The sequence below is a fragment of the Streptococcus ferus DSM 20646 genome, assembly GCF_000372425.1.
In the GTDB taxonomy this organism is placed as follows: Bacteria; Bacillota; Bacilli; order Lactobacillales; family Streptococcaceae; genus Streptococcus; species Streptococcus ferus.
Genome location: NZ_AQVD01000008.1, coordinates 1 through 25,112 on the forward strand (window position 1 = coordinate 1; position 25,112 = coordinate 25,112).

Here is a 25,112-nt window from a genome sequence, read left to right on the forward strand (position 1 = left end):
TTAAGCCCTAGAACGCCTGAAGTAGTTGGGGGTTGCCCCCTGTGAGATAGGGTAGTTGCTTAGCCAGAATCCGGCATAGCTCAGTTGGTAGTAGCGCATGACTGTTAATCATGATGTCGTAGGTTCGAGTCCTACTGCCGGAGTTGAGACAGCACCTGAGGGTGCTGTTTTTGTGTTTTAAAAGGAACAGGACATTAATGTCCTGTTCCTTTTTGGCTGTCTTTTTTATAATAGGCTTATCTTAATTTAAAGGAGGTCACAAAGACCATGTCAGAAGATTTTGAAGCCTTATTTCAGAAGGTGCGCCCTATTGTTTATAAGTTTAGGCGGCATTATCATCATATCCAGTTATGGGATCGCCATGATTGGGAGCAGGAGGGAATGATAACCTTGTTTCAGCTCGTCAGTTCCTGTCCTGAAGTCCTTGAGAATGAGGCTAAACTTTTTATTTATTTCAAAACGAAGTTTTCTAATCATTTGAAAGACACGCTTCGCAAACAGCTGAGTCAGAAACGGCAGTTTCATCAGATGGCTTATGAAGAGATTGGGGAGGTTGGTCACAGTGTGGCTCAGTGCGGTTTAGTTTTGGATGAATACGTGGCCTATCAGGAGGCTTTAGCAGCTTATCGTGAGGGGCTAAGTGCTGAAAAGTCTGATCAGCTGAATGCTTTGATTGCTGGTGAATGTTTCAAGGGCCGTGCTGCTATGCTTCGGGAGTTGGAGGCTGTTTTTCAAGACTTCAGGGAATAAAAAGGATTTAGCTGTTGAAGAAGCTATCGTAGAGCGCTCGGCACTAGTCCCCTAAAATGAGACACTAGAAAAACACTTCTGTTGACATCTAGTAAACTAGAAATAGGAGTGTTTTGTTATGGTCAAAAAAGCCTATTCGGTAGAAACTAAGTTAGCCTGTATCGAATGGTTCCATTCCGTCCTAAAGTCTGAAATCTTCTATCTCCATAACTGGAGAAATTTAACTAAGGATAGTATAACAGATGTTGTCAAATCTATATCACATTTTATTATAAAACTAGAATTCAACAGAGATTAAGCGACCAGTCTCCTGCAGACTACAGAAAACTGGCCGTCTAAAAAGTGTTTTTCTTGTGTCCCAGTGGGGTGCAGTGCCTTCTTGGTTTATGTCTATTGCTTTATGGGATGACGTGGTCTTATTTTAGAAATTTTTGATATAATGATAGATAGCTTAGACAAGCAATGTTGGGAGGGAAGCGATGTCGGTTATTGAAAAGGCACCTGCAAAGATTAATCTGGGTCTTGATATTATTGGAAAGCGATCAGATGGCTTCCATGAGCTTTCGATGATTATGGCTAGTGTTGATTTAAGTGATTATGTGACGGTTTCCGAGCTTGATCAAGATGACATTATCGTTGAATCTAATTCCTGTAAGTTGCCACTAAACAATAGAAATGATGTGTATCAAGCAGCAGTCTTACTCAAGCAAAAATTTGGCATTTCAAAAGGAGTCCATATAGTCTTGGATAAAAAAATCCCTATTTGTGCAGGTTTGGGCGGAGGTTCTAGTGATGCTGCAGCCGTTCTAAGAGCGCTTAATACATTATGGCAGTTAAATTTGAGCTGGGATGAGTTGATAGAGATTGGCTTTGAAATAGGCAGTGATGTCCCTTATTGCTTAAAAGGTGGCTATGCGTTCATTACGGGTAAGGGGGAAATAGTGGAGAGCTTGGAGACAAACTTCTCTGCTTGGCTTGTTCTCGTTAAGCCTGATTTTGGTATTTCGACACGGACGGTTTTTGCAGAAATCAATCCTGGGACCATTAAACGAGTTGATATTACTTCCTTGAAACAGGCTGTTTTAGCAAATTCTTATGATGATATCTTACGTTTCATGGGAAATTCTCTGGAAGATATCAGCATTGCACGGCGGCCTGAAATTCAAAAGATTAAGGATAGGATGTTAAATAGTGGGGCAGATGCTGCTTTGATGACAGGGAGCGGTCCGACTGTCTTTGCTGTTTGTCGTAACGAGAGGTGTGCGGAGCGGATTGTCAATGCCATGAGAGGATTTTGTAAGGAAGTCTATAAAGTGAGAATTTTATAAGAATCGATCTGATTTGATTCTTTTTTTTATTTATGGTAAGATTAGTCACGTAAAAACCTTAACCGGTTAATTAAACAGGAGGTTGAGATGCAGATATCAGAAAAAATTGATAGTTTGATTCATACGATTTTGCAGAAAGCAGAAAATCAGCGTGAGTTGTTGATTGGGGCTTGTCAAAGTGACGTGAAACTAACGAATACGCAGGAACATATTTTGATGCTCTTGGCAAATGAAAATCTGACCAATACGGATTTGGCCAAACGCTTAAATTTGACGCAGGCGGCTATGACAAAGGCTGTCAAATCTTTAGTTCAGCAGGGGATGCTTGAAACGATAAAAAAATCAATCGGATGCAAGACAAACTTATTTTAAACTGACAGATTTGGCTATGCCTATTGCGCAGGAACACGCCTATCATCACAGTCAGACTTTAGCAGCCTATGACAGAGTCCTGGAGGCCTTTGATGAGAAAGAAACTCAGGTGATTGATCGGTTTATAGGTATTTTGAAAAAAGAATTAGGGGAGTAGCGTGCGATATATTACTGTCGAAAATTTATCCTATCAATATGATGAAGGACCCGTTTTGGAAGGGGTCAACTATCACCTAGATAGTGGCGAATTTGTCACCTTAACGGGGGAAAATGGTGCTGCCAAATCAACACTGATTAAGGCGACTCTTGGTATCTTGAAACCGAAAGTCGGGAAAGTTATCTTGTCTAAAGAGAATGTGAAGGGGAAAAAGCTGCGCCTAGCATACCTGCCTCAGCAAATTGCTAGTTTTAATGCTGGTTTTCCAAGTGTTGTCCATGAATTTGTCAAATCTGGACGCTACCCTAGAAATGGCTGGTTCCGCCCGACGAATAAGCACGATGAGGAACATGTCCGTGTCAGTTTAGAGGCCGTTGGCATGTGGGACAATAGGCATAAACAGATAGGCAGCCTGTCTGGCGGACAGAAACAGAGGGCAGTGATAGCTCGAATGTTTGCTAGTGATCCCGATATTTTCATTCTAGATGAGCCGACAACAGGAATGGATGCTGGAACCACGGAAACATTTTATGACTTGATGCATCATAGTGCGAAGAAACATGGGAAATCGGTCTTGATGATTACACATGATCCTGATGAGGTTAGCGCTTACGCTGATCGGAATATCCATTTGGTTCGTAACCAAGACCTGCCTTGGCGCTGTTTTAACGTGCATGAAAAGGATGATGAGGGGGTTTCTCATGTTCACTGATATGTTAGCCTATGATTTTATGCAGCGCGCTCTCCTTGCGGTGATTGCTATTAGTCTTTTTGCACCTATTTTGGGATTATTCCTCATTTTAAGGCGTCAAAGTTTAATGAGCGATACCTTGAGTCATGTCTCTCTGGCAGGCGTTGCCTTTGGTGTGTTGTTAGGTGTTTCGCCGACTTGGACGACATTGGCTGTGGTAACATTGGCGGCGGTTGTTTTGGAATATTTAAGACGAGTCTATCGTCACTATATGGAAATTGCCACGGCTATTCTGATGTCGATGGGGCTTGCGATTTCATTAATTGTGATGAGCAAATCAGGCGGGAGTAGCAATGTTAATCTGGACCAGTATCTCTTTGGTTCCATTATCACAATCAGTAGAGAACAAGTGCTGGGGCTATTTGCGATTGCCGGTTTGGTGCTTCTGTTGACCCTTTTATTTATCCGTCCGATGTATGTGCTGACGTTTGATGAGGACACCGCTTTTGTAGATGGCTTGCCAGTAACACTGATGTCTATTTTATTTAATGTTGTGACAGGTGTTGCGATTGCCTTAACCATTCCAGCAGCAGGGGCCCTTTTGGTGTCGACGATTATGGTTCTTCCCGCCAGCATCGCGATGAGGCTTGGCAAATCTTTTAAAACCGTGATTGTTATCGGTATTTTAATTGCTTTCATTGGCATGGTTTCAGGAATTTTTATTTCTTATTATGCCGAAACACCTGCCAGTGCGACCATTACGATGATTTTCATCTCAATATTTCTTTTGGTCAGCGGTCTGCGTCGATTTTTTGTGAAGTAAGGAAAAACACCTGAAGTCAAACTTCAGGTGTTTTAGTTATTAATAAGTAAGAAGAAAATATTTTTTCTTACCTCGGCGGATAACAGTTAACTCATTTCCGATTTTATCAGCTGCGCTCAGTTCATAGTCGAGCTCTTGGATTCGATGGCCATTGATGTAAATGGCACCGTTTTGAATGTCTTCACGAGCTTGGCGTTTGGAAGTGACCACGCCAGACGTTACCAAAAGATCAACAATATTGAGGCTGTCAGAAGCGGTTACGGCATAATTTGGAACATTGCTGAGGCCTTGTTTTAATTCGTCTGCGGAAAGATTTTGGATATTTCCTGCAAAAAGCTGCTCAGTAATCTTGAGTGCCTCTTGGTAGGCTTCTTGGCCGTGAACGAGGGTGACTACTTCCTTGGCTAAGGTTTTTTGCGCCAGGCGCTGATGCGGAGCTTCTTCAAATTGGCGTCGGATGGCTTCAATGTCGTCCAAGGAAAGGAAGGTGAAGATTTTCAAGAAACGAATGGCGTCTTCATCCATAACATTAAGCCAGAATTGGTACATTTCGTAAGGGGAGGTTTTGTTGGCATCGAGCCAAACAGCATTTCCTTCGGATTTTCCGAATTTTTTGCCAGTCGAATCGGTAATTAGAGGAACGGTGATGACATGGGCGATTTTGCCTTCCTTGCGTCGGATGAGTTCAGTACCTGCGGTCATATTACCCCACTGGTCACTGCCCCCCACTTGCAGGGTGACATTATGTTCTTTGTTTAAGACATAGAAGTCATAACCTTGCATAATTTGATAAGCAAATTCGGTATACGAAATACCCGTTTCGATACGTTTTTTGACCGATTCTTTACTCATCATATAGTTGATGGTGAAGTATTTTCCGACATCACGCAGGAAGTCAATGAAGCTGATAGTTCCCATCCAATCAAAATTGTTGGTCATTTCGGCCTTGTTATCCCCATTTTCAAAATCAAGAAAACGGCTCAGCTGTTTCTGAATGGATTGGACCCAGCCTTCGACTGTTTCTTTAGATTGGAGGCTGCGCTCATCGTCTTTGAATGAGGGATCGCCGATAAGGCCTGTCGCTCCGCCAACGAGAGGGTAAGGTTTATGGCCGGCAAGCTGCAGGTGGCGCAGGACTAAAATCGGGACCAAATGGCCTAAGTGAAGGCTGTCTGCTGTTGGGTCGTAGCCGGAATAAAAAGAAACTTTCCCTTCAGTTAAAGCTTTTTCGAGGGCTTCCTCATCTGTCGTTTGGAAGATAAGGCCGCGTTCTTTTAATTCTTGAAAGATGTTCATAAAATACTCCATGTTTTGATAGCGTTACAGGTCATTATATCAAAAACAATAAGTGCTGCGCAAGTCATCAGGAAAGCATGAAGAAAATATGATTTCATGAAATGAAGAGTTTTTGCTATAATATAAACTGAGGTAATTCTATGTCAAAATGGAAAAAAATTGATTTTTCAAAGATAAAGCAGCTTCGTCTCAGAAAGCCTGATATTAAGAAATGGAAATGGGAGACCTTTCGTCTTGACCGATTAAAACAGATAAAACTGAAGAAACCAGACCTAACAAAACTGAAAGCATTGAATTTTGCTTCTGTTAAGGAAATCATCCAGGCTCAGCGTCAAAAAATGTCTGATAAAGATTTTAGCGCCTGGGATATAGGTTCGGTCTTTTTACGCACCTTCAAACTGTTATCGAACTTTTTTTACATTATTCTTCTGCTCGTATTTTTCTTAGGAGCAGGTCTTGGTTTTGGTTATTTAGCCAGTCAGGTCGAAAGTGTCAAGGTGCCCAGTAAGGCCAAATTAGTTAAAGAGGTTAATACCTTAACTCGAATCTCACAAATCAACTATTCAAATGGGAGCTTAATTTCTAAGATTGATACGGATTTGTTGAGGACGCCAGTCAAAAGTGACGCCATCTCCGATAATGTCAAAAAGGCTGTTATTGCCACCGAAGATGAAAATTTTAAAGAACACCAAGGGGTTGTTCCTAAGGCGGTGTTTAGGGCAACGATAGGCTCCTTGCTAGGAGTTGGTGAAAGCAGCGGAGGGTCAACGCTGACGCAGCAGCTTATTAAACAGCAAATTTTGGGAGATGACCCGACTTTCAAGCGTAAAACCAAAGAGATTATTTATGCTTTGGCGCTTGAGCGGTATATGTCCAAAGATGATATTCTAACGGATTACTTAAATGTATCGCCCTTTGGAAGAAATAATAAAGGGCAAAATATTGCAGGGGTTGAAGAAGCAGCTAGGGGCATTTTTAATGTTTCTGCCAAGCAATTAACGGTGCCTCAGGCAGCCTATATTGCAGGCTTGCCGCAAAGTCCGATTGCCTATTCTCCTTATAGGGCTGATGGGCGGTTTAAAAGCAAGGAAGACTTGGCTTTGGGGCTCAAACGGGCACAAAACGTTCTTTACAATATGTATCGGACAGGTGTGCTGTCAAAAGAAGATTATGAGTCTTACCGCAAGTATGACATCAGTAAAGATTTTAGGCAACCTGAGACAGCTCAATCTCAGACACATGACTTTTTATATTACTCAGCTATGGAAGAGGCTCAAAAAGCCATGTACCAATATCTGATCAAAAGAGATAAGGTATCATCACAAGACCTCAAAAATGACACTACAAAAGAGGCTTATCAAAAATTAGCAGAACAGGAGCTCCGTTTGGGCGGTTATACCGTTAAAACAACAATCAATCAGAAAGTTTATGCCGCGATGCAGACAGCTGTTCAGCAGCATGGCGGTTCTCTAGATGATGGAACAGGCAGGGTTGAGGTTGGTAATGTGCTGCTCAACAATGAAACAGGTGCGGTTATTGGTTTTATCGGTGGAAGAGACTATGAAACCAACCAAAATAATCATGCCTTTGACACGGCACGTTCACCAGGATCAAGTATTAAACCGATTTTAGCCTATGGGCCAGCCATTGATCAGGGAATTATGGGGTCGGCCAGTATTGTCTCCAATTACCCAACCACCTATTCCAGCGGTCAGAAGATTCTTCACGTTGGCGATGAGGGGACAACGATGATGACGCTGCAAGAAGCCCTCAACAAGTCTTGGAATATCCCTGCCTTTTGGACTTATCAGACCCTACTGGAAAAAGGGGTAGACGTTCAGTCCTACATGGAGAAGATGGGTTACAGTATTCCTGAGTACAATATTGAGAGTCTTCCTCTAGGGGGAGGTGTTGAGACAACGGTTGCTCAGCAGTCTAACGGCTATCAAACCATTGCCAATGGTGGTGTTTATCAGCCTTATTATATGATTGAGCAAATCACTGCTAGTGACGGCACCGTGGTTTATAAACATGAGTCTAAGCCGGTAACGGTCTATTCTAAGGCAGCAGCCAGCATCATGAGTGACCTGCTAAAAGGGCCGATAAGCTCAGGAGACACGACGACCTTTAAGAGTAAGTTGGGAGCTATCAATTCTGGGTTAGCCAATGCTGATTGGACAGGTAAGACGGGAACGACTGAAAACTATTCGGATGTTTGGCTCGTTTTATCCACTCCGCAGGTGACACTAAGTGGCTGGGCTGGTCATGATGACAATACTTCCTTAGCCTCCATGACGGGTTATAACAATAATGCGCAGTATATGGCACAGCTTGTTAATGCCATCAACCAAGCAGATCCAAATGTCTTGGGAACCAATAGGCGTTTTGGCTTGGACGGCAGTGTGATAAAGGCAGAAGTGTTAAAATCTACCGGTTTAAAGCCGGCCACAGTTAATGTCAATGGGCGCAGTGTTTCTTTAGATGGCGATAAGGTAACCAGTTACTGGGCTAAAAATGGACCAGGAGATACGACCTATAAATTTGCAATCGGAGGAACAGACAGCGATTACCAAAAGGCATGGGCCAGCATCTTAGGAAGCAGATAAGGATTGACAAAATCATAGTATTGGTATATAATAAGTTAGTTATTTGTCGTCTGCTTTCTTGAAATCTTGTCCAAGAAAGCTTACAGCAGTTAAATCAAACTTTTTAAGTCGGATTTAGCTGCTCTTTTTGTGCCTATTTTGGGGTGTTTAGGGGAAATGTTACCCATATTTAAAGATTCTAAAAATTCACAGAAAAAGACAAAAGTGATATTGTTTTGGCTTGTTCAGCAAGTCTAGAAAGAAGAAGGAGACAAAACTTGGCAGGACATGAAGTTCGATACGGGAAACACCGTACACGTCGTAGTTTTTCAAGAATCAAAGAAGTTCTTGATTTACCTAATTTAATTGAGATTCAGACCGATTCATTCCAAGACTTTTTGGATACAGGTCTCAAGGAAGTTTTTGAAGATGTGCTTCCTATTTCTAATTTTACGGATACTATGGAGCTTGAGTTTGTTGGTTATGAAATCAAGGAACCAAAGTACAGCTTAGAAGAAGCGCGTGCTCATGATGCCCATTATTCCGCCCCTATTTTTGTGACCTTCCGCCTGATTAATAAAGAAACGGGTGAAATTAAGACACAGGAAGTGTTCTTTGGCGATTTCCCGCTTATGACGGAGATGGGAACCTTTATTATCAATGGTGCAGAGCGGATTATTGTTTCTCAGCTGGTGCGCTCGCCAGGTGTTTACTTCAATGACAAGGTAGATAAAAACGGTAAAGTTGGTTATGGTTCAACCGTTATTCCCAACCGCGGAGCATGGCTTGAATTGGAAACAGATGCTAAAGATATCGCCTACACACGTATTGACCGCACGCGTAAGATTCCATTTACAACCCTTGTCCGTGCGCTAGGCTTTTCTGGTGATGATGAAATCATTGATATCTTTGGCGACAATGATTTGGTGCGTAACACAATCGAGAAAGATATTCATAAAAATTCCAATGATTCTCGTACAGATGAAGCGCTGAAAGAAATCTATGAGCGCCTCCGTCCAGGAGAACCTAAAACAGCGGATTCTTCACGCAGCCTTTTGATTGCTCGCTTCTTTGATGCTCGCCGCTATGATTTGGCAGCTGTTGGCCGTTATAAAATTAATAAAAAATTAAACGTCAAAACCCGTCTCTTGAATCAAGTTCTTGCTGAAAACTTGGTAGATCCAGAAACAGGAGAAATCCTTGTGGAATCAGGTACGGAACTGACGCGCTCAGTACTGGATTCAATTGCGGAACATTTAGACGGTGATTTGAATAAAATTGTCTACACCCCAAATGACTACGCCGTTTTAACCGAACCGGTTGTTTTGCAGAAATTCAAAGTTGTATCACCGCTTGATTCGGAACGTGTGGTGACGATTATTGGCAATGCTAATCCAGACGACAAGGTGCGTCATCTGACACCGGCAGATATTTTAGCGGAGATGTCTTACTTCCTTAACCTGGCTGAAGGGCTTGGTAAGGTTGACGATATCGACCATTTAGGGAACCGTCGTATCCGTGCAGTAGGTGAGCTGTTAGCGAACCAATTCCGTATTGGTTTAGCGCGTATGGAGCGCAATGTCCGTGAACGGATGTCTGTTCAGGACAATGAGGTTTTGACACCGCAGCAAATTATCAATATTCGCCCGGTCACAGCAGCGATTAAAGAATTCTTTGGTTCTTCTCAGCTGTCACAGTTCATGGATCAGCACAACCCGCTGTCTGAGCTCTCCCATAAACGTCGTTTATCAGCCTTAGGACCTGGTGGTTTGACCCGTGACCGTGCGGGCTATGAGGTACGTGACGTACACTACACCCATTATGGCCGTATGTGCCCTATCGAAACGCCAGAAGGACCAAATATTGGTCTGATTAATAACTTGTCTTCTTACGGTCACCTGAATAAATATGGCTTTATTCAAACCCCTTATCGAAAAGTAGATCGTGAAACAGGTGTGGTTACCAATGACATTGAATGGCTGACGGCCGATGAAGAAGATGAATTTACAGTAGCTCAGGCTAATTCAAAACTCAATGAAGATGGTACATTTGCTGAGGAAATCGTTATGGGACGCCATCAGGGAAATAACCAAGAATTTCCATCCGACAGCGTTGAGTACATGGATGTTTCTCCGAAACAGGTTGTTGCTGTGGCGACAGCGTGTATTCCTTTCCTTGAAAATGACGACTCTAACCGTGCCCTCATGGGGGCTAACATGCAGCGTCAGGCTGTGCCATTGATTGATCCTAAAGCACCTTTTGTGGGTACTGGTATGGAATATCAAGCGGCGCATGATTCAGGAGCTGCTGTCATTGCCCAACACGATGGTAAAGTCACTTATTCAGATGCAGACAAGGTTGAGGTTCGTCGTGAGGATGGCAGTCTGGACGTCTATCAAATTACCAAATTCCGTCGTTCTAACTCTGGAACAGCTTATAACCAACGGACCTTGGTTAAAGTGGGTGATCTGGTTGAAAAAGGAGACTTCATCGCTGATGGTCCTTCCATGGAATTGGGAGAAATGGCTCTGGGACAAAACCCAGTTGTTGCCTATATGACTTGGGAAGGTTATAACTTCGAGGATGCTGTTATCATGAGTGAACGTCTGGTCAAGGACGATGTCTATACCTCTGTTCACTTAGAAGAGTTTGAATCTGAAACACGTGACACCAAACTTGGTCCTGAGGAAATCACTCGTGAAATTCCTAATGTGGGTGAAGAAGCCCTTAAGAACCTTGATGAAATGGGAATTATTCGCATTGGAGCAGAGGTTAAGGAAGGCGATATCCTTGTTGGTAAAGTCACACCTAAAGGGGAGAAAGATCTTTCTGCTGAAGAACGTCTCTTGCATGCTATCTTTGGTGACAAGTCACGCGAGGTTAGAGACACTTCTCTGCGTGTTCCTCACGGTGGTGATGGTGTTGTTTGTGATGTGAAAATCTTTACCCGCGACAATGGCGATGAGCTTCAATCTGGTGTTAACATGTTGGTTCGTGTCTACATTGCTCAAAAACGTAAAATTAAAGTCGGGGATAAGATGGCCGGACGTCACGGGAACAAGGGTGTCGTTTCAAGAATTGTACCTGTTGAAGATATGCCTTACCTGCCAGATGGAACACCTGTTGATATCATGCTGAACCCACTTGGGGTACCATCACGGATGAATATTGGTCAGGTTATGGAACTCCACCTCGGTATGGCGGCACGTAATTTAGGTATTCATATTGCGACGCCAGTCTTTGATGGAGCCAGCTCAGAAGACCTTTGGGAAACTGTCAGAGAAGCTGGCATGGATTCTGATGCCAAGACCGTTCTTTATGATGGCCGTACTGGAGAGCCTTTTGATAACCGTGTATCTGTTGGTGTCATGTACATGATTAAACTCCACCACATGGTTGACGACAAACTCCATGCCCGTTCTGTAGGTCCATACTCTCTGGTTACGCAACAACCTTTAGGTGGTAAGGCGCAGTTCGGTGGACAACGTTTCGGTGAAATGGAAGTTTGGGCGCTGGAAGCCTATGGGGCCTCAAATGTTCTTCAGGAAATCTTGACTTACAAGTCAGATGATGTGACAGGCCGTCTTAAGGCTTATGAAGCTATCACCAAAGGGAAACCAATTCCAAAACCAGGTGTACCCGAGTCCTTCCGAGTTTTGGTTAAGGAATTGCAATCGTTAGGCCTTGATATGCGTGTCCTTGATGAAGATGACAGAGAAGTGGAACTTCGCGATCTTGATGAAGGGGAAGATGACGACGTGATGCACGTTGATGATCTTGAAAAAGCACGTGCGAAACAAGTTCAAGAAGCGATTGAATTCTCAAACGAAGAAGAGAAATAATGACTGAGGGGCTGACATCAGGGGTTCCTGAGCCAGCTCTTGATTATAAAAGAAAGGTAATAACTAAGTGGTTGACGTAAATCGTTTTAAAAGTATGCAAATCACATTAGCCTCACCCAACAAGGTTCGTTCTTGGTCCTATGGTGAAGTTAAAAAACCTGAAACAATCAATTACCGCACGTTAAAACCAGAACGCGAAGGACTTTTTGACGAAGTTATCTTCGGCCCGACAAAGGACTGGGAATGTGCCTGTGGTAAATACAAACGTATCCGTTACAAAGGGATTGTCTGCGATCGCTGCGGAGTTGAAGTTACACGTGCTAAGGTTCGCCGGGAACGTATGGGGCATATCGAGCTGAAAGCACCAGTTTCTCATATCTGGTATTTCAAGGGCATTCCAAGCCGGATGGGCCTTACTCTTGATATGAGTCCCCGTGCTCTGGAAGAAGTCATCTATTTTGCGGCTTATGTGGTTATTGACCCTAAGGAAACACCGCTTGAGCCCAAATCTCTCCTGACAGAACGCGAGTACCGCGAAAAGCTGCAGGAATACGGACAGGGATCTTTTGTGGCCAAAATGGGGGCTGAAGCAATCCAAGACCTTCTGAAACGTGTGGATCTGGAAAGCGAGATTGCAGAACTCAAAGAAGAGCTTAAAACAGCTTCTGGACAAAAACGTGTGAAGGCAGTTCGTCGTTTGGATGTTTTAGATGCCTTCCAAAAATCAGGTAATAAACCAGAGTGGATGGTGCTCAACATTCTTCCAGTGATTCCGCCGGATCTACGTCCAATGGTCCAACTGGACGGCGGCCGCTTTGCGGCGTCAGACTTGAACGACCTTTACCGTCGTGTCATTAACCGTAATAATCGTTTGGCGCGTCTTTTGGAACTCAATGCTCCTGGTATCATTGTGCAAAATGAAAAGCGTATGCTTCAGGAAGCTGTTGATGCCTTGATTGATAATGGGCGTCGCGGTCGTCCGATTACCGGACCAGGTAGCCGTCCATTGAAATCGTTAAGCCATATGCTGAAAGGGAAACAGGGGCGTTTCCGTCAAAACCTACTCGGAAAACGTGTTGATTTCTCAGGCCGTTCCGTAATTGCTGTTGGACCGACCCTGAAGATGTACCAGTGCGGTGTACCGCGTGAAATGGCGATTGAACTCTTCAAGCCTTTTGTCATGCGTGAAATTGTTGCGCGTGATATTGTTCAAAATGTTAAGGCAGCAAAACGTCTGATTGAGCGTGGAGATGACAGAATTTGGGATATTCTTGAGGAAGTCATCAAAGAACACCCTGTTTTGCTGAACCGCGCACCGACCCTTCACCGTTTAGGGATTCAGGCTTTTGAACCCGTCTTAATTGATGGTAAGGCGCTTCGCCTTCACCCGTTGGTATGTGAAGCCTACAATGCTGACTTTGATGGGGATCAGATGGCCATTCACGTGCCTCTCTCAGAAGAAGCTCAAGCTGAAGCACGTCTTTTAATGCTTGCGGCCGAACATATCCTTAATCCTAAAGATGGTAAACCGGTTGTAACGCCTTCACAGGATATGGTACTGGGTAACTACTATCTGACGATGGAAGATGCCGGTCGCGAAGGCGAAGGCATGGTCTTTAAGGATCGTGATGAGGCTGTTATGGCTTACCGCAATGGTTATGTTCATTTGCACAGCCGTGTCGGTTTGGCTGTCGACAGTATGCCAGACAAGCCTTGGACGGATGAGCAGAAGCATAAAATCATGATTACAACTGTCGGTAAGATTCTCTTTAACGATATCATGCCAGCAGATCTTCCTTATCTACAGGAGCCAAATAACGCCAATCTGACTGAGAAAACACCAGATAAGTATTTCTTGGCACCAGGTTCTGATATCAAGGAAGCGATTAAGAATTTGGAATTAAACATTCCATTCAAAAAGAAAAATCTCGGAAATATTATTGCTGAAACCTTTAAACGTTTCCGGACAACAGAGACATCTGCTTTCCTAGACCGTTTGAAAGATCTCGGCTATTACCATTCAACATTGGCTGGTTTGACCGTAGGTATAGCCGATATTCCAGTTATTGACAATAAACAGGAAATTATTGATGCTGCTCACCATCGCGTTGAAGAGATTACCAAGGCTTTCCGTCGTGGTCTGATGACGGATGATGACCGTTACGAGGCTGTTACAGCAACTTGGCGCGATGCTAAGGAGCAACTCGAAAAACGTTTGGTTGAGACACAGGATCCTAAGAATCCAATCGTTATGATGATGGATTCAGGCGCCCGTGGTAATATTTCCAACTTCTCCCAGCTTGCCGGTATGCGTGGTCTGATGGCAGCACCGAATGGTCGTATCATGGAACTTCCTATCCTGTCTAACTTCCGTGAAGGTTTATCAGTTCTGGAAATGTTCTTCTCAACTCACGGTGCTCGTAAAGGGATGACCGATACGGCGCTTAAGACAGCCGACTCAGGTTATCTGACCCGTCGTTTAGTTGATGTGGCACAGGATGTTATTATTCGTGAAGATGACTGCGGTACTGATCGTGGACTGACCATTACAGCGATTACCGATGGTAAAGAAGTGACAGAGACACTTGAAGAGCGTCTTCAAGGCCGCTACACGAAGAAATCAGTTCGCCATCCAGAAACAGGAGAAGTACTTGCTGCCCCTGATACCCTGATTACAGAAGATATGGCTCGTCAGATTGTTGCGGCTGGAGTTGAAGAGGTTACGATTCGCTCTGTCTTTACATGTAATACCCGTCACGGGGTCTGCCGCCACTGTTATGGGATTAACTTAGCCACAGGTGATGCGGTGGAGGTTGGTGAAGCAGTCGGCACCATTGCAGCCCAATCTATCGGTGAACCTGGTACTCAGTTAACCATGCGGACCTTCCATACGGGTGGTGTTGCCTCTAATGCCGACATCACACAAGGTCTTCCACGTATTCAAGAAATCTTTGAAGCCCGCAATCCTAAAGGTGAAGCGGTTATTACAGAGGTTAAGGGTGAGGTTACTGCTATTGAAGAAGATGCTTCAACCCGTACGAAGAAGGTCTTTGTTAAGGGAGCGACTGGTGAAGGAGAATATACCGTACCATTTACCGCTCGGATGAAGGTTGAAGTGGGCGATGAGGTTCATCGTGGTGCGCCATTGACAGAAGGTTCAATCCAGCCCAAGCACCTCCTTGAGGTACGTGACACACTTTCTGTTGAGACCTACCTGCTTGCTGAAGTCCAAAAAGTTTATCGCAGCCAAGGGGTTGAAATCGGAGATAAGCATATCGAGGTAATGGTACGTCAGATGCTGCGTAAGGTTCGCGTCATGGATCCAGGTGATACCGATCTCCTGCCAGGAACCTTAATGGATATTTCCGACTTTACGGATGCGAATAAGGAAATTGTCATTTCTGGCGGTATTCCTGCGACCAGCCGTCCGGTTCTTATGGGAATTACTAAGGCCTCTCTTGAGACCAATTCCTTCTTGTCGGCAGCTTCCTTCCAGGAAACAACGCGTGTCCTGACGGATGCAGCTATCCGTGGTAAAAAAGACCACCTGCTTGGTCTTAAGGAAAATGTTATCATTGGTAAGATTATCCCAGCTGGTACAGGTATGGCGCGTTATCGCAATATCGAACCGCAAGCTGTCAATGAAATTGAAATCCTTGAAGCAAGTGCAGATGAACTTGTTCCGCAATCTGTTGAAGACTAAACCGATTGATTCGAGGACGTAAAAGGACCCGAGACTGATGTCTCCGGTCCTTTTTGTTTTGTGAAAAAAAGTCATTTATTCATCAAGTCAAATAATTTGATAAGCAAATTATTTTTCATCGGCAATGAATTTGGTTATAATAAACACCATAAAGGAAGTATTTTTATGTATCAAGTAATCAAAATGCACGGTGATATGGAACCTTGGTGGTTCTTGGATGGTTGGGAAGACGATATTATTGAGGTCAGTGAGTTTGATGACTATTATGAGGCCTTGAAATACTATAAGGAAGAATGGCGCAGACTGTACCAGAAAATGCCCAGTTTTATCAGTAAAAGCAGTGTGATGACCGCTTTTTGGGACCAAGACGATAAGGAATGGTGCGAGGAGTGTGATGACTATCTTCAGCAGTTTCATTCTTTGCTCCTCTTGACAGATTGGCATAAAATTCCTAAAAAATGGTATCGGCCGGGTTATGACCGTCGTAATGATCACCCTCACCACAAACCGGCCTGTCCTTTAATCAGCAAATAGGGGGGTCAAAGGGTTATTTCCTAGGATGGTGCTGCTTTAAGACAGGTGAAGAGAGGTGGCTGACCTAAAAAACTAATCAGTACAACCTCTTTAAACTAACGACTATCCTATAAGAAACTAGGTATTTTTACTCTAGTTTCTTTTTTTAAAACTTTTTGCCTTGATTCATCTTCTGTTCATTTTTGGGTTGTATACTTAAGCTATAAAATAAAAATCATTTAAAAGTGAGGTATTTCATATGTTACGTAAAAAAGCAATTGTTTTAGGGATGTCAGGTCTTGTTGTGGCAGCCGGTGTGGTTTTTTCAGTAAAAGCTGCTCAGGCTGACAGCGATCTTAGTGCATCAGATATCAGCAAGGCAAAAATTTCCTTGGTCAAGGCAAGTGAGCTTGCCCTTAAAGAGGCTCAGTCAGGAAAAGTGGTTGCTGTTGACATTGATGACGAAGGAAGCAGTCTGCGCTATGATGTTACCGTCTTAACAGATAAGGCTGAGAAAGATTATACGATTGATGCCAATTCGGGCGAAGTTTTACGTTCTTCCAACGAAAAACTGTCTTCGACCGATACCGAAGAAAAAGAGTTAGCTAAAGCCAGCCCTAAGATAAGCTTGTCTGAACTTCAGACATCCTTAACGAAGAAATATTCTGGTTACAAAGTGGTCAATGTCGATCTTGAGTATAAGGGGACAAAGCTGGTTTATGATGTTGAACTTGTCAGCGACAGCAAAGAAATCAAGGCTGTCGTGGATGCTAATACAGGCAAGGTGACTAAAGAACAGACGGTTAGTCTCAATCAAGATGACGACCGCCATGACGAAGATCATGATGAGGATTAAGTCTTTGACTGAAACCTAAGTTTGTCTTAGGTTTCTTCTTGTGTCCAGCAAAATCCATTGGTTTTATTTGTGGTCGATGACCTTTTAAAAAGACCGTTTAATAGGTTATAATATAGAAAAGACTCAAAAAGGGATAAGGTGATATGAAATTATTACTGGTTGAAGATGAGAGGGATTTGAATCAGAGTTTGACGAAATTGCTCAAGAAAAATCAGTTTAGTGTTGATTCGGCTTTTGACGGTCAGGATGCACTTGATTATCTGGCGGTAGGTGATTATGATGTCATTATCCTGGATGTCATGATGCCAAGAATGGACGGTTTTCAGTTTATTCAGCGTTTGAGGCGGGATAATCATAAGGTAGCTGTTTTGATGCTGACTGCCAGAGATGCCCTGGAAGACCGAATTAAGGGGCTTGATTTGGGAGCGGATGATTATGTGATCAAACCGTTTGAATTTGAGGAGCTGTTGGCGCGTATCAGGGCTATGCTGAGGCGCCGTTACCGACCATCAGCCGATAATTGCCTTAAACTGGGCAGGATTACTTTGGATATGTCCAAGAAGCTGGTGTTGAAAGAAGGGGAAATCATTGAACTCACCGCTAAGGAATACGAAGTCTTAGAGTATCTGGCCCGCAATCAAAATCAGGTTTTATCCAGAGAGAAGATCAGAAATCACGTTTGGGATTTTGATTATGAGGGTGAATCAAATATTATTGATGTTTTAATCAAGAATATCAGGCGTAAAATAGGAGACAGCCGACAGGATTCGCTTATTCAGACAAAGAGAGGTTTGGGTTATGTCATTTGGCAAAAAGATGTCCATCTTGAAGACTAGTATTATTTTTAGGGTCACATTATGGTACAGTATTTTTATTAGTTTGCTGGTCTTGTTCATGTTGGTGTCTGCTTTTATGGTCTCAGGTTCCTTTGCAGATGCTAAGCATCGGCGAGAATTGGAAAGATCTGCCAGAGAAATAAGTCATGACAAGGAAGATTATGAGTCTTTTGATGACGGGATTTATTATGCCATTTACCAATCAGACGGATCGGTATCAAAGGGGGCTTTCCCTAAGGGGTTTCAGAAAGACCTTGCCTATAATGGCGGGCAAATTAAAGAGTACTCGGTCAATGGGAAAACCTATTATTATTTTGATGTTAAATTTTCCAATGGTGGTTCCTCGTGGCTGAGAGCTATGATGCAAAAAACGTCTCTTAATGATGATGTCATGCTCTTGTTTATCGTGATGGTGTTGGTCAGCCCTGTTTTGCTGACAGTTATCATCTGGGGGGGATATGCTATCTTGAAGAGGGCTTTTCGTCCGGTTGAGCAGATGTCCCAGACGGCTCTTGCCATTCAGCGGGAAGGGGATTTTTCGAAACGGATTGTACTTGGACCTAAGGACGACGAATTGCATCGTTTGGGACAAACCTTTAACCATATGCTGGATTCTGTTGAAGCGTCTTTTGAGCGGGAAAAGCAGTTTAATAATGATGTCTCGCACGAATTGAGGACACCTGTTGCGGTCATTTTATCCGAAAGTCAGTACGGTTCCGACTATGCTGATACGTTGGATGAGGCTAAGGAGTCACATCAGATTATCAATCGTCAGGCTAAACGGATGCGAGAGCTGATTGATCAGATTATGGACCTGTCCAAAATAGATTCTGGAAGGATTCAAGCTCTTTCAGGGCTTAATTTATCGGACTTGGTTGCTGGACGCCTGCAAGAATTTCAAAAACTTTGTCAAGAAAAGTCGGTGACACTTGAAAGTGTCATTGTTCCAAATTGTATGATTCAGGGAAATGAGCTCCTTTTGCTCAGACTTTTGGATAATCTCCTATCAAATGCGCTTAAATTTACAAAAGATAGAATTGAGGTGAAGGTAGAGGCAGCTGATGGCTGGACCTACCTTAAGGTTAAAGATAATGGACCAGGTATCCCTCAGGAGGATCAGGCTAAAATCTGGAATCGCTTCTACCAAGTTGACAGTTCTCGGCACAAAACGGAAGCGTCCGGCTCAGGTTTGGGACTTTCCTTGGTGAAAGAGATTGTGAATGTGCATCAGGGCCAAATCTATCTGGCATCTCAAATAGGTCAGGGCAGCCAATTTCAAGTGGCTTTCCCCAGTTTGTCAATAGACCATTAAAAAGTCCAAGGATTTCCTTGGGCTTTTTCGAATAATCAAGAGAGGAGGTGCTATGGTTCAGGATTTAGGGAAAAAAATAATTGCTCAGGCCGTTGAGGAAAAGGCTCAGGATATTTATATGATTCCGCGGGCAGAAGCCTATGAGCTTTACATGAGGATCGGTGATGAAAGGAGATTTATTGATGTTTTTGGGCATGATCGCATGGCTAGTCTTATTAGTCACTTTAAATTTGTCGCAGGAATGAATGTTGGTGAGAAGAGACGAAGTCAGCTGGGCTCTTGTGACTACGAGTATGCCGATGGAGAGAGTATCTCTCTGCGGCTGTCTAGTGTCGGTGATTACCGGTCTTATGAAAGTCTGGTGATCCGTCTGCTTTTTAAAGGACGTCATGACCTTCACTTTTGGTTTAATGGGATGGAAACAATTCTGAAAGAAATCAGAGGACGAGGCTTGTATCTTTTTTCGGGACCTGTTGGGTCTGGAAAAACGAGCTTGATGTACCAGCTGGTAAAGGAAAAATTTTCTTCCAAGCAGGTGATTAGTATTGAGGATCCTGTGGAAATTAAGGAGGATCACATTTTGCAGCTGCAGCTTAATGAAAGCATTGGTATGACTTATGACAGTCTTATTAAGCTGTCTTTGCGGCATCGCCCAGATGTTTTAATGATTGGTGAAATTCGAGATTCACAAACCGCACGCGCGGTCATCAGAGCCAGTCTAACGGGGGCGACTGTTTTTTCGACTATTCATGCCAAAAGCATTTCGGGAGTTTATGCGCGTCTGTTGGAACTCGGTGTCAGTCGGGATGAATTAGATAACAGTCTAAGAGGAATTGCTTACCAACGTTTAATAGGGGGAGGAGGGCTTATTGATTTTGCCGGAAAAGACTATGAAAACCATAGCCCAGAACAATGGAATCAGGCGCTTGATCAATTATATGCAGCAGGACATCTGTCTGAGGAAGACTGCCAAACCGAAAAAATTAACGACTAAGTCACAGCAAAAGGTTATCCAGCTTTTTCATAATCTTTTAAGTAGTGGGTTCCACCTAACGGAGGTGGTTGCCTTTTTAGATAAGAGTCAGCTTTTGCCCAAGATCCATGTTGAAGCGATGAGTCAAGGGCTCCTACAGGGGCAAAATCTATCGGAGATTATGAATGAACTTGGCTTCTCAGCTGATGTGGTGACCCAGTTAGCCTTGGCAGAAATTCATGGGAATACAGAAAGTAGTTTGGGAAAAATCGAAGACTACTTAACCAAGGTACTGGCTGTAAAAAAGAAGTTGTTTGAAGTGGCAACCTATCCGATTATCTTGCTTGTTTTCTTGGTCTTGATTATGCTGGGGCTAAAAAACTATTTGCTGCCACAACTGGAGGAAGGTAACTGGGCAACTCAGATCATCGGTCATTTTCCGACATTGTTTTGGTTGCTGTCTTTACTGCTAGTTTTAACTGTGGCTCTCTTATTCTTTTTTGGAAAAAGGCTTGAACCCCTTCGGTTGATGACCATTTGCAGCCGACTGCCTTTTTTCGGGGTCTATGTTAGGCTCTATCTGACGGCGTACTATGCGCGTGAATGGGGAAATTTAATTGGACAAGGGATTGAAATGATGCAAATCGTTCGCTTGATGCAGGAACAAAAATCAAGGCGCTTTGCTGCCCTTGGGCGGGACATGGAAGCTGCACTGTTGTCTGGTCAAGAATTCCACCAGAAGATCTCGCATTACCCTTTTTTTCTAAAAGAGTTAGGCCTGATGATTGAATACGGGCAGGTCAAGGCTAAGCTTGGCAGCGAGCTGATTTTTTATGCTGAGGAAATTTGGGAACGGTTCTTTTCCAGCATTCAGAAAGCCATCCAGCTGATTCAGCCTCTGGTTTTTATTTTTGTTGCCATCGTTATTGTTCTAATTTATGTCGCTATGCTATTACCCATTTATCAAAATATGGAGGTTCCTTTAACATGAAATTACTCAAAACCGCTAGGTTAAAAGCATTCACCCTAATCGAAATGTTGGTTGTCTTATTAATTATCAGTGTTCTATTACTGCTTTTTGTGCCTAATTTAACCCAACAAAAGGATAAGGTCAAGGATACTGGGGCAGCTGCTGTCGTCAAGGTTGTTGAGAGTCAGGCAGAGCTGTATGAACTGGACAACAGCGGATCGGCCAGCCTTTCTAAATTAGTAGCTTCTGGGGATATCAGTAAGGACCAAGCGGAATCTTATCGTGACTATTACGCTAAACACAAGGATAAACAGCAACATGTGGCGAATTAAGGTGAGAGCTTTTACCTTGCTGGAAAGCCTGCTGACACTCGCCTTGACCAGTTTTCTCATTCTTGCTTTGTCAGGAGGGGTCTCTCATAGCTTTCAAAAAGTGGAGGAAGGTTTATTTTTCCTGTCTTTTGAGCATCTCTATCGCGATACCCAAAGATTAAGTGCTTCAAATCAGGAAACCAGTCATCTCCTAATAGAGGGGCAAAGTGTTAGCGCTAGCGGGGCTCGTTTACAAATTCCTAAGACGATTCAGCCCAGCGGAACCTATCAGATTCAGTTTGATCGGGATGGGGGAAATTCATCCTTAGCCAAAATTCGGTTTCAAACAGTAGATCAAGAAGTTCATTATCAGTTATATTTGGGGAGCGGGCGCTATAAAAAGACAGTACATGACAAGTAAAGCTTATATCTTATTAGAAAGTTTAATCGCCTTAGGGCTATTAGCGACGATAACACTATTGCTTTTAGGGCAAATCAGTCAAGGTCGGCAGAGAGTCCGGCAAGAGTTTGAGCAGCAGGAAGTTCTAAATGTTGCCACGATGGCTATTCAAACGGGAAGAGAAGGTTTGCAATTAAATGGGCAGCAGGTTCAGCTTGTCCAAAGTGGGAACCTATTAAGGATTAAGCATGATGGGGAGATTGTTTTTGAACTTATTCAAGAGTAAATTACGCGCTTTTACACTTTTGGAATGTCTGATTGCTCTCTTGGTCCTAGCAGGCTCCTTGTCCATTTATCAGGGGCTAACCAAGGTTCTATCGGCTAATATTCACTATGTCGCCAACAGCCAAGAGGAAAACTGGCTCCTGTTTTGTCAGCAATTCCGTGCAGAGTTGGAAAGAAGCCGGCTCAAGTCGGTCTCTCCCGGCAGGCTTACGGTGACGCGTGATGGACAAGAGCTGGCGTTTGGCAAGTCAAAGTCAGATGATTTTAGAAAAACGAATGCCGACGGCCGTGGCTTTCAGCCCATGCTTTGGGAAGTTGCTTCAGCTTCTTTCAGTCAAGAGGACGACGACATTCGATTGGAACTTAGGTTTACAAATGGTTTGGAAAGGAGCTTTATTTATGCTTTTACGAAGCAGACTTAAAGGGGGGATCCTCTTATACGCCTTGCTTATGGCAGCCGTTTTTAGCCTTTTTTTACAATTTTATCTAAATCGTATGGTAGCCAGCCAGCGTCAGAGCCATGCCTTACTATCGTCCAGCAAGGCAGGCTTTATGGCTGAGCAAAGCAGACACCTGGTCCATGGGAATGAGGGGCAGATCACCTATAACCACGGTACAGTTCATTATGAGAGACAAAGCAAGTACCTGTTAATCGAGGTTAGTCTAGAGGGCGGCAAAACCTATACCTATCAGTATGCTGTCGATGACATCAGCACAGAGTCTCAGGATAAGGAAGGAAAGTCATCGGAGACTCAGAAAGAGCCTGATACGAAAGCTCAGTCTAGAGACCAGTGACAGTCCTTAAGGTTTTGCGTCTTATCAGCATTTTTGATATGATAGACACATGAATTTTGAAAAGATTGAACAGGCCTATCAGCTGCTCTTGGAAAATACGCAGCTGATTGAAAGCAAGTTAGACATTTCTATTTATGAAGCCTTGATAGAACAAAATGCTTATTATTTAGGAGAAGCCAGTGATGAAGCCACGATTATGGCGAATAACGGTCGTCTCAGAGAGCTTGGACTGACAGCAGAAGAGTGGCGCCGCAGTTTTCAGTTCCTTTTCCTCAAAGCTTCTCAGGAGCAGCCTCTGCAGGCCAACCATCAGTTTACTCCTGACAGTATTGGCTTTATTATCCTTTACCTCTTAGAAGAGCTGACACCCCAGTTGTCAAGCTTTGATCTTTTGGAAATCGGTTCAGGAACAGGTAATTTAGCAGAGACCTTAGTGATCAACAGTCGCAAGAAAATTGACTACCTAGGGATTGAAGCAGATGATCTGCTGATTGACTTGTCAGCCAGCATTGCTGATGTGATTGGTTCTGATATTCGTTTTGTTCAGGAAGATGCGGTCAGACCACAGATTCTGAAAGAAAGTGATGTGATTGTCAGTGATCTGCCGATTGGCTATTATCCTCATGATCATCTGGCTAAGCGCTATCAGGTGGGGGCTAAAACGGGTCATACCTACGCCCATCATCTGTTGATGGAGCAGGCCTTGAAATACCTCAAACAAGATGGCATTGCTATTTTTTTGGCTCCCAGCAATCTGTTGACCAGTGAGCAGAGTGCCTTGCTAAAGGATTGGCTGAGACATCATGCCTCCCTCTTGGCCGTTGTCGCTTTGCCAGAAGCCTTTTTTGGCAGTCAGCAGTATGTCAAGTCCCTTTTCGTCTTGCAAAAACAACGTCAGCAGCCAGTTGAGACCTTTGTTTACCCGCTTTCCGATTTACAAAATCCAGATGCCATTACAGCCTTCATGAAAAATTTTCAAAACTGGAAACAGGAGAGTGCCATTTGAGCAAGAAATTTGCTATAATAAAAACATCTTAACGAAAACGATTACATGAGGTAGACTATGTCAAAAACAATTTCAATCAATGCCGGTAGTTCCAGTCTGAAATGGCAGCTTTATGAAATGCCTGCTGAGAAGGTATTAGCTAAGGGAATTATTGAAAGAATAGGTCTCAATGATTCCATATCAACAGTTAAATATGATGGAAAATCAGACAGTCAAACGCTAGATATTGCTGATCATACGCAGGCAGTAAAACTCCTCTTGGATGACCTGCAAAAACATGGGATTATTAAAGACTTTGCTGAAATAACAGGTGTGGGACATCGCGTGGTTGCAGGAGGTGAGTACTTTAAAGAGTCTTGTCTGATTGGTGATGTTGAAATTGATAAAATTGAAGCGTTAAGTGCCTTAGCGCCTCTTCACAACCCTGCCCATGTTGCTGGTATTCGTGCTTTCAAAGAGCTGTTGCCCGATATTACCAGTGTAGCTGTTTTTGATACGGCTTTTCACGCCAGTATGCCAGAGGTTTCCTACCGTTATCCTCTGCCGACCAAATATTATGAAGAGTACCAAGCGCGTAAATATGGAGCTCATGGGACTAGTCATCAGTATGTGGCCAATGAGGCTGCCAAGGTTCTGGGCAAACCGCTTGAAGAGCTAAAACTGATTACGGCTCATATCGGAAATGGTGTTTCCTTGACGGCTATCAAAGATGGCAAATGTCTGGATACTTCGATGGGCTTCACGCCTTTAGCTGGCCCAATGATGGGCACCCGTTCTGGAGATATTGATCCTGCCTTGATTCCTTATTTGATCGAAAAAGATCCTGATGTGAAGGATGCTGCTGATTTAATCAACGTGCTCAATAAGCAGTCCGGTCTTCTGGGGGTTTCTGAAACGTCTAGCGATATGCGCGAGATTCAAGATGGCAAGGCTAAGGGAGATCCCAAGGCTAGCTTAGCTTTTGATATGTTTGTCAATCGCCTGCAGCGCTTTATCGGTCAGTACGTCGCAGAACTTAACGGCTTAGATGCACTGGTCTTTACGGCTGGAATTGGAGAAAACTCGGCGGAAATTCGTGAGGCTGTCGTTTCGGGGCTGTCTTGGTTCGGTATGCTGTTGGATCCTGCTAAGAATGTTTTCGGTGCAGAAGGAGATATCTCAAAAGATGGAGCAGCAGTCCGGGTTCTTGTTATCCCGACAGATGAGGAGCTAGTGATTGCCCGTGATGTTGAACGTTTGAAAAAAGTATAGACTCTAAATTAAAAGAGTTTGGGGATTTTGCCCCAAACTCTTTTATTTTGTCAAAAA

General features: G+C 43.5%; 21 protein-coding genes, 1 tRNA gene and 1 pseudogene. 22 read left to right on the forward strand and 1 reads right to left on the reverse strand.

All coding sequences use genetic code 11. The features are described 5' to 3' along the window. Positions 1-69 precede the first annotated feature (69 nt). The 6 genes and pseudogenes from A3GY_RS0109045 (at position 70) to A3GY_RS0109075 (ending at position 4,121) form a co-directional block, all read left to right on the forward strand. Positions 70-143, forward strand: a tRNA-Asn gene (locus A3GY_RS0109045). Positions 144-267: 124 nt separating this feature from the next. Then, positions 268-750, forward strand: a complete 483-nt coding sequence (locus A3GY_RS0109050; protein WP_018031080.1) for a sigma-70 family RNA polymerase sigma factor — start codon at positions 268-270, stop codon at positions 748-750. Positions 751-1,229: 479 nt separating this feature from the next. Beyond that, positions 1,230-2,078 (forward strand): 4-(cytidine 5'-diphospho)-2-C-methyl-D-erythritol kinase, encoded by an 849-nt coding sequence (gene ispE, locus A3GY_RS0109060; protein WP_018031081.1) that lies wholly within the window; start codon positions 1,230-1,232, stop codon positions 2,076-2,078. Between the two features lie 87 nt (positions 2,079-2,165). Then, positions 2,166-2,607, forward strand: a pseudogene (locus A3GY_RS09840) (zinc-dependent MarR family transcriptional regulator). 1 nt (position 2,608) lies between these two features. Further along, complete coding sequence (locus tag A3GY_RS0109070) at positions 2,609-3,319, forward strand: metal ABC transporter ATP-binding protein (RefSeq protein WP_018031082.1); 711 nt, start codon at positions 2,609-2,611, stop codon at positions 3,317-3,319. After that, on the forward strand, positions 3,309-4,121 hold the full coding sequence (locus A3GY_RS0109075; protein ID WP_018031083.1) for a metal ABC transporter permease: 813 nt from the start codon (positions 3,309-3,311) through the stop codon (positions 4,119-4,121). Before A3GY_RS0109070 ends, A3GY_RS0109075 begins: the two co-directional genes overlap by 11 nt. 39 nt (positions 4,122-4,160) lie before the next feature. Here the strand turns inward: A3GY_RS0109075 and tyrS are convergent, their stop codons facing one another. Beyond that, positions 4,161-5,417 carry a tyrosine--tRNA ligase gene (gene tyrS, locus A3GY_RS0109080; protein ID WP_018031084.1) on the reverse strand — a complete coding sequence of 419 codons (1,257 nt, stop codon included), beginning with the start codon at positions 5,415-5,417 and terminating at the stop codon, positions 4,161-4,163. Positions 5,418-5,755: 338 nt separating this feature from the next. On the opposite strand from tyrS, the gene pbp1b reads away from it, so the two are divergent. From pbp1b to A3GY_RS0109165, 16 genes are all read left to right on the forward strand, one after another. Next, a complete protein-coding gene (gene pbp1b / locus A3GY_RS0109085; protein WP_111703028.1) occupies positions 5,756-8,023 on the forward strand; it encodes a penicillin-binding protein PBP1B in 2,268 nt (755 codons plus the stop codon). A 257-nt stretch (positions 8,024-8,280) separates the two neighbouring features. Beyond that, on the forward strand, positions 8,281-11,844 hold the full coding sequence (gene rpoB, locus A3GY_RS0109090) for a DNA-directed RNA polymerase subunit beta (RefSeq protein ID WP_018031086.1): 3,564 nt from the start codon (positions 8,281-8,283) through the stop codon (positions 11,842-11,844). A 67-nt stretch (positions 11,845-11,911) separates the two neighbouring features. Then, positions 11,912-15,547: a DNA-directed RNA polymerase subunit beta' gene (gene rpoC, locus A3GY_RS0109100; RefSeq protein WP_026162009.1), complete on the forward strand. Its 3,636-nt coding sequence runs from the start codon at positions 11,912-11,914 to the stop codon at positions 15,545-15,547. 165 nt (positions 15,548-15,712) lie between these two features. Further along, a complete protein-coding gene (locus tag A3GY_RS0109105) occupies positions 15,713-16,081 on the forward strand; it encodes a DUF1033 family protein (RefSeq protein ID WP_018031088.1) in 369 nt (122 codons plus the stop codon). A gap of 238 nt (positions 16,082-16,319) precedes the next feature. Beyond that, complete coding sequence (locus A3GY_RS0109110) at positions 16,320-16,916, forward strand: PepSY domain-containing protein (RefSeq protein WP_018031089.1); 597 nt, start codon at positions 16,320-16,322, stop codon at positions 16,914-16,916. A gap of 143 nt (positions 16,917-17,059) precedes the next feature. Further along, a complete protein-coding gene (locus tag A3GY_RS0109115) occupies positions 17,060-17,752 on the forward strand; it encodes a response regulator transcription factor (protein ID WP_018031090.1) in 693 nt (230 codons plus the stop codon). After that, the gene (locus A3GY_RS0109120) at positions 17,715-19,064 is read left to right on the forward strand and encodes a sensor histidine kinase (RefSeq protein ID WP_018031091.1); all 1,350 of its coding nucleotides are present in this window, start codon (positions 17,715-17,717) and stop codon (positions 19,062-19,064) included. The genes A3GY_RS0109115 and A3GY_RS0109120 overlap by 38 nt, the downstream gene beginning before the upstream one ends. Before the next feature lie 52 nt (positions 19,065-19,116). Further along, positions 19,117-20,058 carry a competence type IV pilus ATPase ComGA gene (comGA, locus tag A3GY_RS0109125; protein WP_018031092.1) on the forward strand — a complete coding sequence of 314 codons (942 nt, stop codon included), beginning with the start codon at positions 19,117-19,119 and terminating at the stop codon, positions 20,056-20,058. Then, positions 19,955-21,028, forward strand: a complete 1,074-nt coding sequence (comGB, locus tag A3GY_RS0109130) for a competence type IV pilus assembly protein ComGB (protein WP_269458426.1) — start codon at positions 19,955-19,957, stop codon at positions 21,026-21,028. The genes comGA and comGB overlap by 104 nt, the downstream gene beginning before the upstream one ends. Next, positions 21,025-21,339 (forward strand): competence type IV pilus major pilin ComGC, encoded by a 315-nt coding sequence (comGC, locus tag A3GY_RS0109135; protein ID WP_018031094.1) that lies wholly within the window; start codon positions 21,025-21,027, stop codon positions 21,337-21,339. Before comGB ends, comGC begins: the two co-directional genes overlap by 4 nt. Further along, a complete protein-coding gene (gene comGD, locus A3GY_RS0109140; protein ID WP_018031095.1) occupies positions 21,326-21,739 on the forward strand; it encodes a competence type IV pilus minor pilin ComGD in 414 nt (137 codons plus the stop codon). The genes comGC and comGD overlap by 14 nt, the downstream gene beginning before the upstream one ends. Further along, positions 21,729-22,004, forward strand: coding sequence for a competence type IV pilus minor pilin ComGE (gene comGE / locus A3GY_RS0109145; protein WP_018031096.1), 276 nt, complete (start codon positions 21,729-21,731; stop codon positions 22,002-22,004). Before comGD ends, comGE begins: the two co-directional genes overlap by 11 nt. Beyond that, complete coding sequence (gene comGF / locus A3GY_RS0109150) at positions 21,970-22,425, forward strand: competence type IV pilus minor pilin ComGF (protein WP_040804182.1); 456 nt, start codon at positions 21,970-21,972, stop codon at positions 22,423-22,425. The genes comGE and comGF overlap by 35 nt, the downstream gene beginning before the upstream one ends. After that, the gene (gene comGG, locus A3GY_RS0109155; RefSeq protein ID WP_018031098.1) at positions 22,403-22,798 is read left to right on the forward strand and encodes a competence type IV pilus minor pilin ComGG; all 396 of its coding nucleotides are present in this window, start codon (positions 22,403-22,405) and stop codon (positions 22,796-22,798) included. Before comGF ends, comGG begins: the two co-directional genes overlap by 23 nt. A gap of 49 nt (positions 22,799-22,847) precedes the next feature. Then, positions 22,848-23,804 (forward strand): class I SAM-dependent methyltransferase, encoded by a 957-nt coding sequence (locus A3GY_RS0109160; protein WP_018031099.1) that lies wholly within the window; start codon positions 22,848-22,850, stop codon positions 23,802-23,804. 57 nt (positions 23,805-23,861) lie between these two features. After that, the gene (locus A3GY_RS0109165; protein WP_018031100.1) at positions 23,862-25,055 is read left to right on the forward strand and encodes an acetate kinase; all 1,194 of its coding nucleotides are present in this window, start codon (positions 23,862-23,864) and stop codon (positions 25,053-25,055) included. Positions 25,056-25,112: the final 57 nt, after the last annotated feature.